We start from the raw sequence: 12,299 nt of genomic DNA, 5'->3' as shown, positions 1-12,299 counted from the left end.
TTTCGTATTTTTATCATTATCTATACACTCTATATAATATATAATTCTTATGTTTTTTTCAAGTCTTATGTTTTTAGCTGCCGCCTTTTTTGTATTGGTAATTTGTCACAAAGTTTTATAGCAATTTGCATTGTCTTTTTATTATATCTATTTATTTTTTTATTTTGCCCATACAATTGTGATTTTGCATAACTCCACCGTTATTTTGCACGTTTTAGATGTTATATTTTGTCAATAAATATACTTTGTTAAGTTTTTTAATTTTGCTACTATAAATGAGCAAATTTGAAAAACGGAATTTATCAAAAAGCACTTTTGCATATTGCCGAATATCGATGTGCAAAATTTGCATGCTCCGCTTTCATCATATGCAAAAAGAGGACAGCCACCCATCCTCTTTTCGCCAAGTCTATCTATTTCCTATCCTTAGAAATTCCCCGGCAGGATCTCCTTACCCGCAAGAACCTCCTCATAATCCTTCAGGTTTCTCTGCAGCAGCTCCGGCGTATTCAGACCATACGGGCACTTGCTCATGCAGTGACCGCAGTGGAGGCAGTCCTTGATCTTCATCATCTTCGCCTGTACCTCCGGTGTGAGCTGGAGGTGGGACGGGGATCTTCTGAGAAGCAGGGACATTCTCGCGCAGGTGTTGATCTCGATCCCGGCCGGACATGGCATACAGTAGCCGCAGGCACGGCAGAAGCTTCCGAATAACTGTTTTCTGTCATTCTCGATCAGGGTGCGGATCTCGTCGTCCATCACCGGCGGATTGTCGATATAGCTTAAAAATTCGTCAAGCTCATGTTCCTTCTGGACACCCCAGATCGGAAGTACGCTGTCGTACTGTGCCTGAAACGCGTAAGCGGCTCTTGAATTGTTGATCAGACCTCCGGACAATGCCTTCATGGCAATAAAGCCCATATCTGCCTTTTTGCACTTTTCCATGAGCTCCAGATCCTTCTCGCTGCAGAGATAGCAGAACGGGAACTGTAACGTCGCGTACAGACCGGAATCCACCGCCTCGTTTGCAACCGCAAGGCGATGATTCGTGATGCTGATGAACCGGATCTTTCCCTGTTTCCTTGCCTTTAAAGCAGCGTCATAGAGGCCGGATTCATCGCCCGGCTTCGGACAGACTGCCGGGTTGTGGAACTGGTATACATCGATACAGTCCGTCTTTAAAAGACGAAGGCTGGTCTCGAGATCCTTCCAGAAGCCTTCTGCCGTCGTTGCCGCTGTCTTTGTCGCCAGATAGATATGGTTTCTGACATCACTTAAGGCATATCCGATCTTTTCCTCACTGTCAGAGTATGCTCTCGCCGTATCGAAATATGTAATTCCGCCGTCATATGCCTTTCTCAAAAGCTTTGCGGCCTCTTCCTTCGTGATTCTCTGGATCGGAAGCGCGCCGAATCCATTCTTGTTCACCGTGATCCCGGTCTTTCCAAGTGTAACTGTTGTCATGAAGACTCTCCTTTCTTCCTATACGTTTGCCCGTAACCTTTTCCCCTATCTGTGACCTTAAGCTACGGGCATGCCAAAGCTACTGCTTTCCTGCGTCCAGCATCTCCTTCAGCGCCTCATCCCCGTCATCGATCCACGCGTCCTCTTCGTCCGCGTTGAGACCCAGGAATTTTGCCAGCGTTCTCTCGTCATCGCTGTTGTTCCACTCATCGACATAGTCGTCGATCGCTTCAAATTCAATTTCTCCTGCCTGGTACTTTTCTTTGAATGTCATTTTCCTGCTCCTTCAGATTCTTGAGAATCGTGATCTCCTGATTGTCGATGTGTTCCCGCACAGCCATCTTCGCCTCCTGGATATGGCGCAGCGTCAGTGCCTTTAAAATATGTTCATGCTCCACCATAAGGATCTGGCGCTTGTCCGCGTCCTTAATGTATTCCAGGCGGTAGCGGTACATCTGCTCTCTTAAATTGTTTAAGATCTGGACCAGCTTCTGGTTCTTCGTGCTGTTGTAGATGATCTCATGGAACTGCTCGTCAGTCTGGGCGATCTGCATCGCGTCCCCGTTCCCGATGGCTGCCTTGAAATCAACTTCCGCTTTATTTAATGATTCCAGCTCTTCCGCGGTGATTCTCTGGCATGCAAGGTCGATGGCAAGCTCCTCTAAGGAACGGCGCACCTCCAGAACATCCCGCAGGTTGCTCTCAGAGATCTTCGCAACCTCCGCGCCCTTTCTCGGTATCATGAGGACCAGGCCCTCGAGCTCCAGTTTACGGATCGCCTCACGGATCGGGGTACGGCTCACGCCAAGCCGCTCCGCAAGCTGGATCTCCATCAGGCGTTCGCCCGGCTCCAGCTCTCCTTTTAAAATTGCCTGGCGCAGGGTCTTGAACACAACATCCCGTAATGGCAGATATTCATCCATATTTACTTCAAAATGATTCGTCATCGTGTCTCTCTCCTCTATCTGGCTTTCTTCCGGTTGTAGAATTCAGTCAGGTACACCTGACGGGTCAGACGTCCGCCGTCCGCTTCCCTGAGGGCCTGACAGGCCTTTTCTGCCAGTTCCCTGTCCTTGTATATACCGAATACCGTCGGCCCGCTGCCGCTCATCAGGGAGCCGCAGGCGCCGTTCTCCACCATTATTTCCTTGATTTCCGAGATCTCCGGATGATCCGGGACCGTCACGGTCTCCAGGACATTTCCAAGACGTTCGATCACACCGTCCAGGTCACCATTTTTGATCGCCGCCATCATGCCATCGATATCCGGGTGTTCCTCCGGTGCAAGCTCATTCACGCGCAGTTTTCCGTATACCGCTTTCGTTGACACGGAGATCTGCGGCTTCGCGATCACGAGATGGCACTGCGGAGACGCCGGGAGCTCTGTCAGGATCTCACCGATTCCTTCCGACAGGGCCGTTCCACGCATGATACAGTACGGAACATCCGCGCCGAGCTTTACACCCCGCTCCATAAGCTCTTTTTTCGTGAATCCAAGATCAAACATCCGGTTCACACCGACTAAAACGGCTGCCGCATCGGTACTGCCTCCGGCCATGCCGGCCGCAACAGGAATATATTTGCGGATCTTTATGGTCACGCCGTCCTTGATCCCCTTTTCATCGAGAAGCAGCTTCGCCGCGCGCCACGCAAGGTTTCCCTCCCCGTCCGGAACGAACGGGAGATTCGTCTCCGTCCTGATCACGCCGTCTTCGGTCCGGTCCATCTCGATCCGGTCGTACAGGTTCACGGTCTGCATGATCATGCGGACCTCGTGGTACCCATCCTCTCTCTTCCGGACCACATCCAGGCCAAGGTTGATCTTGGCATATGCTTTGAGGTCTAAATGGTCTTTCATGTTATCACCTTCTATATTTTCTACACGCGAGTCCTACCATCGGAATGCTTCGCATTCCCAGGAACAAATTTAAAGCTTCTCCTGCAGGCAGGCTTGAGCCGAACCTTTAAGCTTGTTACCCTGGTATCATCAAATTGTATTTGTGTTGTTTGTATACAATGTTTAATATACATGATTGATACACCATTTGACAAGAGAAATCTTGCGGAATTAATGACTTTTTTCCTCAATAAACCTTTATTCCGTCCGCACGAATCCCAGGCTTTCCGCGACCTTCTTTGACACGATGTTTTCCTTCCCGATCCTGACGATAAACTGGACAGTTCCAAACTCTTCCTCAGCGTATTCGATCGCCGCCCGGCATGCCTCTTTCGCGTATCCTTTTCTCCGGTATTCCGGGAAAATATGGTAGCCCAGCTCCAGCGTGTCATCCAGGATATTCTCATCATCCAGGGACAGGACATAATAATCCACATCCCCGATGCCGTCATCCTGCGGGATCCGGAACCCCACAACACCGGTGAGATTTCCGCTCTTCTTTTCCTCGACCGCCCAGAATCCAAACTCAAACACCTCATAATGGTGCTTTGTGTAACCGGCTACCTTCTCCACCGTATCCAGGTCGGCATCCACATGGTTCTCCACGATCTCCTCATAATCGCCTTCCGCGATCTCCCGGATCTTAAGCCGCTCCGTCTCGCAGATCGCCCACGGCAGCCCAAGATGCCTTCTCGCGATCCGCCCCAAAAACTCTTCGTCCGCATCCTCCACATCCGCGATCAATGTGTCCGCCGCGCACCACTCATTCCCCTGTGTGTCTTCTCTCCATAAGCCAACAATGGCCCTCCCGGCAGCCTTTGCCGCCAGGAGAGCCTCGTTTTCATCGGAGAGCAGGACAGGAATTTTCTCACCGTCTACAACTGCATAACGGGTCTCCTGCATAGCATGTCTCCTTTTTTATATTTGCGGCAGTTGTTCCTGCTCCGCCTGCACACCTGCCGAATCTCCTCCGGCAGCTTCTTCCGAATGCATGACAGCTCAAAAACAGTACTTTTCCATGTCTGGAATCCAACTGCCATTTTTATCGGCACTTCTCCGGTTCCGGATACTCTACGCCGAAGGTCTCTGCTGTGATAGATTTGATCTTCTGCTCCTTCATCGGACGGTCGCTGTAATCGGTGCGGACCTCAGCGATCTTGTTGACGATGTCCATACCGTCGATGACCTGACCAAACGCTGCGTACTCACCGTTTAAGTATGGAGCGTCCTTGTGCATGATGAAGAACTGGGAGCCTGCGGAGTTCGGGTTCATTGCACGGGCCATGGAGAGAACGCCCTCGGTATGCGCCAGATCGTTCTGGAAGCCGTTGTGGGAGAACTCGCCCTTGATGCAGTATCCCGGGCCGCCCATTCCGTTGCCGTCCGGGCATCCGCCCTGGATCATGAATCCCTTGATCACGCGGTGGAAGATCAGTCCGTTATAGAATCCCTTATTTACAAGACTTAAAAAGTTGTTTACCGTATTCGGAGCAACGTCCGGGTAAAGCTCAGCTTTGATGATATCGCCGTTTGTCATTTCGATGGTAATGACCGGATTTTTCTTTTCTGCCATTGTCTTTCTCCTTTTTAACTGTGGGCTTTTACCGCCTGAACAGTAATTTACATGACTGCCAGGATACTGGACAGCCACTTGATCGTACCCTATATTATACAGGGCATGGTCCTGGATGTCCACTGTTTTCCGGTCCATGCCCTGTGAATTACCTAGTCTCCCATGGAGAACACGATTTTAATATTCGCGCTGACTTCCATCTCTCCCGGCATCACGTTCATATCTGCCGCGGTGTCCTTTGCCCCGGCTGCCTCCATTACAGCGCTTTCCTTTTTCAGGTTCACGCCGCCGTCCACATATCTGCCGTACTGGCTGTCCGAATACTCTTCAATACTCACCACATATCCGAGTGTCCGTCCGCTGGCCTCCGCAAGTGCCTCCGCCTTCGTCCGGGCAAGATCAACTGCTTTCTTTAACGCCTCCGCATACGCGTCATCATATCCGCTGGAATAGTAAGACACGGAATAGATCTCATTCGCCCCGTTTCCGACACCGTTGGAGAGCAGCGTGCCGACCTGGTCCACCGCAACATCGGAGACGGTCACCTCGGTCTGCATCTCGTATCCAATGAGCTTCCTTGTGTTGCTGCTCCAGTCATACCGCGGGTTCAGGTAATATCCGGAGGTCGTGATGGACTTTTCATCGATCCCCTGTCCTTTCAGGTATTCGGTCAGGGAATTTAAGCTCTCCGTATTCTTCTGCTGGCACTCATCTGCAGCCTTCGCCTCAGATCTCACCGCAAACACGATCTTCGCCATATCCGGCACGATCTTCACCGTCTCGCTGCTGTCCATGGTGATCTTTCCGTCCGAGCTGTCTCCCACATTTTCGACCTTCACGGTATCCGGCACAGACACCGTCGTGCTGCATCCCGCAAGAGAAACTGCCATTATCATCGCCAAACCTGCCGCCGCCAATGTTCTTTTCTTCATACTGGATTCCTCCTTATCCCTGAATGGTATGGTTTCACACTCCAAAACATGCCTGCAGATATGCGTATTTCCTGCGTTGACTGTGAACCATACGAAAACACGTCTTTTATATTAAGGAGTATAACAGAAAAACATTGCAGCGTTTTATCTTTTCTCTTACTTTTTTAGGACATTTTCCTGTAGAAAAAATGGCATCCGATAAGCGATCTTTCCTTCTGTTCTATTAAAGTGATATCCGCATACTGCTGGTCGATTTCACCATATTTATACACAGCCTTATGCCGTTATTTTCGAGAACTATGTCAACACAATCTGGAACAATGTCATTTGAATTCGGAACAATGTCAATCATATTTGATATTGTTCTTTTTTACTGTGCCTTTTCATTATTCTTTTAAGCTTGGTCTTCTATCAACGTATGCAGGATCTCCGGCAGCTCCACAAGCAGGCTTTTTCGATTTACCCGCTCTGTTCTCCTGTGGATGTCCTTTCCCCATGGGCCCATGAGGACGGCTGGGATATTCAGCTTTCCGATCTCTTCAAAGTCTACCTGGTAGCCGCCGCCCCAGAGCGGAGTCTCGGCGGCGTAGCCGGAAAAGTCCATATCCCCGCAGGTGCCGCAGTAGCTGAGGTCGGAGATTCCTGTAAAGTAGTGGACTTTCTTTACCATGCATCCGGCTGCCTCAGACGCTTTCTTGATCTTTCTGAACTGCCAGCTTCCGGCGCCCTCTTTTCCGGTCATCTGATCGCTGTGGTATGCCGGGTAGAGCGGCGGGGCGAAGCCGATGACCATCACCGGCTCTGTGAGTCCGGACCAGTCCAGGACCTCTGTCATCATGTCGATGGTGGCCTGGGGATAATTTGTCTCTCCGCTGCGGATCCGCGCTTCTGTGCGGTCCTTTAGCCCCTCCAGGAAATCCTCAAAGCCATCCGCATTTTTCTTGCGGCATTGTTCGGAGAGTTCCTCGAAGGAGAGGACATTAAACTTCTGCGGAACGACATCATTCGTTTTTTCACATTCTCCAACATTGTCCGCATATTCTTCCGATACCGGATCTGCATGATCCACACTTTCTGCATTTGCCGCCTGCGGCTTTGCAGTCTTTACGCACTTTTTCTTTCCCTGCATCGCCCTGCCGGAAAGCTTCTCCTCCAGCCTTCTCCTCTCTGCATCCATCTTCTCAATGTACTCCGCAAACGCCTCAGACCCAAGCTCCCGCATTTTCTCCAGGATCTCCCCCGGACCGGAAACTCAGCACACTCAGATATCCCGCCGCTCTCGCCGGAACCGACACGTCGTATTCCTTCTTGAGATCCTTGAAATTCAGCCATGTCGGCGGCATGCACACCTCGCCGTCAAAGACTTCCGCAAACTCCGCCGAGAGCTCCGTCTTCTCAAACATGCGTCCCAGGACACCCACCGCATTGAGTCCGTCAAAGCACCGGCTCACATGGGCGGTACGCCCCTGGACCAGCACCACCGGCATGCACTTTCCGACGGATCCCAGGAATACCTCCTGTCCATTTTCATCGCGGCTCATGGGCTCCAGATCGATCAGGAGTTCATAGGAGAGTTTTTCCTGTTCCCGGAGCTCTGCGAGAAATCCTGCTCACCATACGCTTTTTCAAGCTGAAAACAAGTGCCGGACACGGCGCTCATAAACGCGAAATGGAATTTATCATGGATCCTTTTCGAAAAAAGACATGAAAAAAAGCACCCCGCCGAGTGCTTTTCTTCGACAAAATAATTATTTGAAAAAGGGAGGAGAGCTGATAATCACTTATCAGCTCGAGTATTATGAAAAAAATCTTATAAGCAGCATCTATATCAGATGTCTCTCTGTTTATGGTTATATGATATCCATAAAACATGAAGAAATCGTGTGAATTGTGTAAAAGAATTTTGAAGACTTTTTGAACAAGATATGAACACGAAAAAGGGCAATTGTTCCCATCCCAACAGCATCATTTTCATCATCCCACCGAGAACAGAACGCACCCTTTTCCGCCTTCTTCCAACCTGATCCTTTCTTTCCTTATTGAGGAAGTGCTGTTTTTATGCTATGATAGGAACAGGAAAACACCCATGACAGGAATGGCTGCTTCTCTTTTCATTGCCCGGCTTGCCCGGAGTACATAGGAAAGGAGGCGGTGCCGATGACAGCATACGAAATTTTATCCGTTGTGATTGGGATAATCGGATTACTTATCTCATTTGGCGGTTTGCTCATCGCATTACTTTCCTTTCTCGATAAGAGAAACAAAAGAAAGTAAAAAGCCCACCCTGTCGGCCAACAGGATGGGCGGTGTCCGTTAGGACATTAGCTCACAACTGAAGCATCCACTTTTTGGAGTGGGTGTTTTCTTTTCTCTTTTATTATAGACAATTCTCTATGCGATTTCAAGTGATTTCCTTATAAATTCTCAGATTTTCCTCAGTTTCAGCGAGATTCAGGCAGCTTATCCTCAAAATTGCAAAATATCCCGGCTATCCGCGTTAGAAAATCTGATTTATAATAATATCAACGACTGAATTATTTCTGATTGTTTTGTTCCCATCCCAACAGCATCATTTTCATCATCCCACCGAGAACAGAACGCACCCTTTTCCGCTTTTTTCTCTCTTTCTTTTCAACCAGAAGAAAAGAGAAACTGAAACGAAGCAGAAAAGTCTTTTTTTCGTCGTTCCTGATTTTCAAAAGAAAAAAGGAAAGAAGCCTGAAAACTATTGTAAATAAAGGAAAAAAGAAGGAAAAGCCAAAAGAAGAGGAAGGCGGAAAGCCTTCCAGGAAAGAAGAAGGAAAATATAAGAATTTCAAGGGAGAATCAGCCCCGGCCAAAATGACGATTTTGGACGGGACTTCGATAGCAATTTTGCACCGCCGCAGGCCGTATCGCACACACTCTCCGGCGTGAGGCAGCAGCTATGGATCCCGCTTTTCCCCCGGCGCATAGATCTCCCCCGCCAGCAGCACCAGCGCCGCCAGGTTCGGCACCGCCATCAGTCCATTAAAGATGTCCGAGACCTCCCACACCGTCTCCATCGCCCCGAGGCACCCGAGGAACGCCGCCAGAAGATATCCCACCGCATAGACTGCCGGGATCTTTCCCGAGATCTTCCCGCCAAGATACTCCGCCGCCTGCCGCCCCATATAGTACCATGCGATGATCGTGGAGAACGCGAACAGCACCACGCAGACCGCCACCGCATACCCGCCGGGGCTCCCAAGCGCTGTAAAAAAACAGAGGCTTGTGAGCGATGCTCCGTTCTCCGCCCCGAACTCTGAGGCCGTCCCGCTGCCCGCCACGCAGAGGATCACAAGCGCTGTCAGCGTACAGCTCACGATGGTATCAAAAAATACCTCAAAGATCGCCCACTGCCCCTGAAGCTCCTCCGATGCCATCTCCGCGCTCCCGTTTAACACTGCAAGACTCCCGAGCCCCGCCTCATTGGAAAAGACACCTCTGGCGATCCCATAGCTGACGCATCGGGAGATCCCGTAACCCGCGACTCCGCCAACAGCGCTGCGGAAGGAAAATGCATCCACCAGAATTCCCAGGATCACTCCCGGCACATTCCCGGCATACAGAATGATCACTGCCAGCGCTGCTGCTGTATAAAGCCCCGCAGACAATGGAACAAGCCGCTCCGCCGCGCGGAAGATCCGCTGGCCGCCCCCTGCCAGCACGATACCCGCAAGGACCACAAGGATCACCCCCACGGCTGCCTCCGGGATCCCGTACACATAGGACACCGTCTCCGAGATCGCGTTTGCCTGCACCATGCTTCCCATGCCGAAAGCCGCCGGAATACAGAAAAATCCGTAGAGGACCGCCGCCCCGGGACATCCCAGCCGTTTTTCCAGATAGATCATCGGTCCCGCTATCCATCCGCCGTCCCGGCCTTTTTCCCGGTACCTGATCCCGAGGACCGTCTCCCCATAAGCCGTCGCCATTCCGAGAAATGCCGACACCCACATCCAGAACACAGCACCAGGTCCTCCGGCGATCACAGCCGCTGCGACCCCCGTGATATTCCCGGTCCCTATGGTTGCCGCCAACGCCGTACATGCCGACCGGAACGATTCCCGGTGGTTCTTCCGATCCCGTAAAAGATTCCCGATGGTCGCATCCCACCAGCATGGGATCTTCCTGAGCTGAAAGAACCGGATCCGCACACTGTATACGGTCCCCACCATCAAAAACAGTATCGGTGTCCATGGTCCCCAGACAATATCATGGATCTCCCCAATCATATTCATTCCATATCACGCCCTGCAGCCTGACGGCCTCATTTTCTATCCCGCCGCGCATTACCGCCGCCCGCCGCGTTTTTACCTTTTCTATTTCTTACTACGTTTTATTCCCATTTCCACACATCTATGCTATAATAAACACTGTGTCTGCCCATGGCAGCTTTTATTTGCACAAGCAGAAAGCCAAAGTCCGCGCCGGAGCAGGACCTTGGCATTTTCTTTCAAAGGAGATGATTCTTGTGCCGGGATTTACGACCCACTACCTGTTCGGTGTGAAAGCCTACAATGACCTGCCGAACAACTATTTAAAACATGTGATATCCAAATACCGCTGGCTCTACCAGCTTGGTCTCCAGGGACCTGATATCTTCTTTTATAATGTCCCGATCCTCCGTCACAGGGACTACCGCAACGTCGGCTCCCATATGCATGAGTATCAGGTAAACGACTTTTTTAAGAACAGCCTCTTAGAGCTCACCGAGATCCACTCGAGACAGCAGAAAGAGGAGGCGGCGGCATTCCTCGCAGGATTCATGTGCCACTATATCTCTGATTCGATCTGCCACCCCTTCGTCTACGGGCGGATCAAGTACCGCACCGATAAGAAAAAGACCGAGTGTCATGGACTCCATGCCGCCCTGGAAAACGATATCGACGCGATCCTGCTCTGGAAGTTCAAGCACAAAAAGCCGTCCGAATTCAACCAGACCGCTTCCCTCTGTTTAAACGCCCAGGAGAGCCAGTTTATCTCCAGATATCTCAGCCGGTGCATCAACCGCACCTACTACCAGATCACAGAGAAAAACAACTTCCAGGTCACAGACGGAATGGTTGCCCGGTCGATCTTCGCGATCCGCTTCGGAAGCCGGATCCTGTCCGATCCTGCGGGACATAAGACCCATGTGATCGGCTCCCTGGAATCAATCTTTCTAAAGCATCCGATCGCTTCTAAAAAGCTTGTGACGGATAAGCTTTCCGCCCAGGTCCGCGATATCCTGAACCTGGACCATGAGGTCTGGACGAATCCATGGGATAATTCCATCGCCTCGACGACGTCATTCCCGGATCTGTACCATCAGACCTTGAAGAAATGCAATGCAGTCTACTATTACCTCAATGCGTTCCTGATCGCGAATGTCTCATCCGGGCCGCCGGATATGTCCGCGCTGTTGGCGGAGCTTGGAAACTATTCCTACCACAGCGGGCTTGATGTGGGATGACCTGCATCATCTGATGCCAGACACGGATCCTGGGAGGCTTCACTTTCCGGGGCATACCGCTTAAAACGGATGATTTCTGCCCTGTGCTGCAGAATTATCATATACTATCATAGCTGTTTCACTTTTTAAACAGCTGCCATCTATCAACTTCCGCTCTGTCTGTATGAGAGACAGCCGGATCCATTCCGGCAGATTTCACTACGGGGACAGGCAGACGGGCAGAAATGGAAAAGGAGAATTACATTATGAAACCATTGATCTTACTGACCGGAGGAACCGGCGCAGCAGCCAACGGAACACCGACATGGGCATTAAACCAGAACTATGCTGAGAATATCCGCCGCGCAGGCGGCATCCCGATCCTTGCAGTCAACAACGACTGTGCTGAGGAGTACGCGGATCTCGCTGACGGACTTCTCTTAAGCGGCGGTAAAGACGTTGAACCAAAGCTCTACGGTCAGGAAAAGATGTTTGACTTCGTCATCACAGACCCACAGCGCGACGATCTGGAATACAAGATCATCAAGGCCTTCGTTGACCGCAGGAAACCGATCTGGGGCATCTGCCGCGGAATCCAGATCTTAAACGTATACTTCGGCGGTACTCTCACCCAGGATATCCCGACACAGCTCGGCGGTGATCACTCCAAGGGTGTCTGCCATCAGGTGACGCTCAAGAAAGATTCCATCTTAGGAAACCTTTACGGCGAGTCCATGGAAGTAAACAGCTACCACCACCAGGCCCTCGATAAGCTCGGCGAAGGTCTTGAGGCCATCGCATGGGGCGAGTCCAACGGACACACCTTCACAGAGGCTGTGCAGCACGAGACTCTTCCGATCTGGTCCGTACAGTGGCACCCGGAGCGCATGACCGGCCCGGTTACAAACCCGAAGGAATGTGCCGACTCTCTTCCGATGTTTGAGTACTTCGTGAAGCAGTGTGCAAAATAAGCCGCGT

The 12,299-nt window shown here is 50.9% G+C and carries 14 protein-coding genes; 3 read left to right on the top strand and 11 right to left on the bottom strand.

What is annotated here, in order from left to right; all coding sequences use genetic code 11:
* Positions 1–426: 426 nt before the first annotated feature.
* The 9 genes from ABCW45_RS11460 to ABCW45_RS11420 form a co-directional block, all read right to left on the bottom strand.
* Positions 427–1,464: an aldo/keto reductase gene (locus ABCW45_RS11460; protein ID WP_343220878.1), complete on the bottom strand. Its 1,038-nt coding sequence runs from the start codon at positions 1,462–1,464 to the stop codon at positions 427–429.
* A 79-nt stretch (positions 1,465–1,543) separates the two neighbouring features.
* On the bottom strand, positions 1,544–1,738 hold the full coding sequence (locus ABCW45_RS11455) for a hypothetical protein (protein WP_015553121.1): 195 nt from the start codon (positions 1,736–1,738) through the stop codon (positions 1,544–1,546).
* Entirely contained in the window at positions 1,701–2,411 is a 711-nt protein-coding gene (locus ABCW45_RS11450; protein WP_015553120.1) for a GntR family transcriptional regulator, read from the bottom strand. Before ABCW45_RS11450 ends, ABCW45_RS11455 begins: the two co-directional genes overlap by 38 nt.
* A 14-nt stretch (positions 2,412–2,425) precedes the next feature.
* The gene (gene ispE, locus ABCW45_RS11445; protein ID WP_343220877.1) at positions 2,426–3,322 is read right to left on the bottom strand and encodes a 4-(cytidine 5'-diphospho)-2-C-methyl-D-erythritol kinase; all 897 of its coding nucleotides are present in this window, start codon (positions 3,320–3,322) and stop codon (positions 2,426–2,428) included.
* Between the two features lie 237 nt (positions 3,323–3,559).
* A complete protein-coding gene (locus ABCW45_RS11440) occupies positions 3,560–4,264 on the bottom strand; it encodes a GNAT family N-acetyltransferase (RefSeq protein WP_117469095.1) in 705 nt (234 codons plus the stop codon).
* A 139-nt stretch (positions 4,265–4,403) separates the two neighbouring features.
* Positions 4,404–4,934: a peptidylprolyl isomerase gene (locus ABCW45_RS11435; RefSeq protein ID WP_021904634.1), complete on the bottom strand. Its 531-nt coding sequence runs from the start codon at positions 4,932–4,934 to the stop codon at positions 4,404–4,406.
* Between the two features lie 152 nt (positions 4,935–5,086).
* A complete protein-coding gene (locus ABCW45_RS11430; RefSeq protein ID WP_343220876.1) occupies positions 5,087–5,866 on the bottom strand; it encodes an SIMPL domain-containing protein in 780 nt (259 codons plus the stop codon).
* Between the two features lie 394 nt (positions 5,867–6,260).
* Positions 6,261–7,088, bottom strand: a complete 828-nt coding sequence (locus ABCW45_RS11425) for a hypothetical protein (RefSeq protein ID WP_343220875.1) — start codon at positions 7,086–7,088, stop codon at positions 6,261–6,263.
* Complete coding sequence (locus tag ABCW45_RS11420) at positions 7,069–7,407, bottom strand: hypothetical protein (RefSeq protein WP_343220874.1); 339 nt, start codon at positions 7,405–7,407, stop codon at positions 7,069–7,071. The genes ABCW45_RS11425 and ABCW45_RS11420 overlap by 20 nt, the downstream gene beginning before the upstream one ends.
* A gap of 616 nt (positions 7,408–8,023) precedes the next feature.
* On the opposite strand from ABCW45_RS11420, the gene ABCW45_RS11415 reads away from it, so the two are divergent.
* Positions 8,024–8,140, top strand: coding sequence for a putative holin-like toxin (locus tag ABCW45_RS11415; protein ID WP_015553113.1), 117 nt, complete (start codon positions 8,024–8,026; stop codon positions 8,138–8,140).
* A gap of 260 nt (positions 8,141–8,400) precedes the next feature.
* On the opposite strand, the gene ABCW45_RS11410 is transcribed toward ABCW45_RS11415, so the two are convergent.
* Entirely contained in the window at positions 8,401–8,766 is a 366-nt protein-coding gene (locus tag ABCW45_RS11410) for a hypothetical protein (protein ID WP_343220873.1), read from the bottom strand.
* 24 nt (positions 8,767–8,790) lie between these two features.
* Positions 8,791–10,128, bottom strand: coding sequence for an alanine/glycine:cation symporter family protein (locus tag ABCW45_RS11405; protein ID WP_343220872.1), 1,338 nt, complete (start codon positions 10,126–10,128; stop codon positions 8,791–8,793).
* A gap of 224 nt (positions 10,129–10,352) precedes the next feature.
* On the opposite strand from ABCW45_RS11405, the gene ABCW45_RS11400 reads away from it, so the two are divergent.
* Together ABCW45_RS11400 and ABCW45_RS11395 are read left to right on the top strand one after the other, a co-directional pair.
* Positions 10,353–11,342, top strand: coding sequence for a zinc dependent phospholipase C family protein (locus ABCW45_RS11400; RefSeq protein WP_252196178.1), 990 nt, complete (start codon positions 10,353–10,355; stop codon positions 11,340–11,342).
* Between the two features lie 245 nt (positions 11,343–11,587).
* Positions 11,588–12,292, top strand: a complete 705-nt coding sequence (locus ABCW45_RS11395; protein ID WP_343220871.1) for a gamma-glutamyl-gamma-aminobutyrate hydrolase family protein — start codon at positions 11,588–11,590, stop codon at positions 12,290–12,292.
* The last annotated feature ends 7 nt before the right edge of the window (positions 12,293–12,299 follow it).

The organism is Pilosibacter fragilis, from assembly GCF_032490495.1.
In the GTDB taxonomy this organism is placed as follows: Bacteria; Bacillota; Clostridia; order Lachnospirales; family Lachnospiraceae; genus Pilosibacter; species Pilosibacter fragilis.
The sequence above is the reverse complement of the archived record's forward strand: the minus strand, read 5'-3'. Positions and strand labels throughout refer to the sequence as shown.

What these genes read in the sequence shown, in the direction of transcription:
- ABCW45_RS11460 (WP_343220878.1), bottom strand. Translation starts at nt 1,464, where the DNA reads ATGACAACAGTTACACTTGGAAAGACCGGGATCACGGTGAACAAGAAT.
- ABCW45_RS11455 (WP_015553121.1), bottom strand. Translation starts at nt 1,738, where the DNA reads ATGACATTCAAAGAAAAGTACCAGGCAGGAGAAATTGAATTTGAAGCG.
- ABCW45_RS11450 (WP_015553120.1), bottom strand. Translation starts at nt 2,411, where the DNA reads ATGACGAATCATTTTGAAGTAAATATGGATGAATATCTGCCATTACGG.
- ispE (WP_343220877.1), bottom strand. Translation starts at nt 3,322, where the DNA reads ATGAAAGACCATTTAGACCTCAAAGCATATGCCAAGATCAACCTTGGC.
- ABCW45_RS11440 (WP_117469095.1), bottom strand. Translation starts at nt 4,264, where the DNA reads ATGCAGGAGACCCGTTATGCAGTTGTAGACGGTGAGAAAATTCCTGTC.
- ABCW45_RS11435 (WP_021904634.1), bottom strand. Translation starts at nt 4,934, where the DNA reads ATGGCAGAAAAGAAAAATCCGGTCATTACCATCGAAATGACAAACGGC.
- ABCW45_RS11430 (WP_343220876.1), bottom strand. Translation starts at nt 5,866, where the DNA reads ATGAAGAAAAGAACATTGGCGGCGGCAGGTTTGGCGATGATAATGGCA.
- ABCW45_RS11425 (WP_343220875.1), bottom strand. Translation starts at nt 7,088, where the DNA reads ATGCGGGAGCTTGGGTCTGAGGCGTTTGCGGAGTACATTGAGAAGATG.
- ABCW45_RS11420 (WP_343220874.1), bottom strand. Translation starts at nt 7,407, where the DNA reads ATGAGCCGCGATGAAAATGGACAGGAGGTATTCCTGGGATCCGTCGGA.
- ABCW45_RS11415 (WP_015553113.1), top strand. Translation starts at nt 8,024, where the DNA reads ATGACAGCATACGAAATTTTATCCGTTGTGATTGGGATAATCGGATTA.
- ABCW45_RS11405 (WP_343220872.1), bottom strand. Translation starts at nt 10,128, where the DNA reads ATGAATATGATTGGGGAGATCCATGATATTGTCTGGGGACCATGGACA.
- ABCW45_RS11400 (WP_252196178.1), top strand. Translation starts at nt 10,353, where the DNA reads ATGATTCTTGTGCCGGGATTTACGACCCACTACCTGTTCGGTGTGAAA.
- ABCW45_RS11395 (WP_343220871.1), top strand. Translation starts at nt 11,588, where the DNA reads ATGAAACCATTGATCTTACTGACCGGAGGAACCGGCGCAGCAGCCAAC.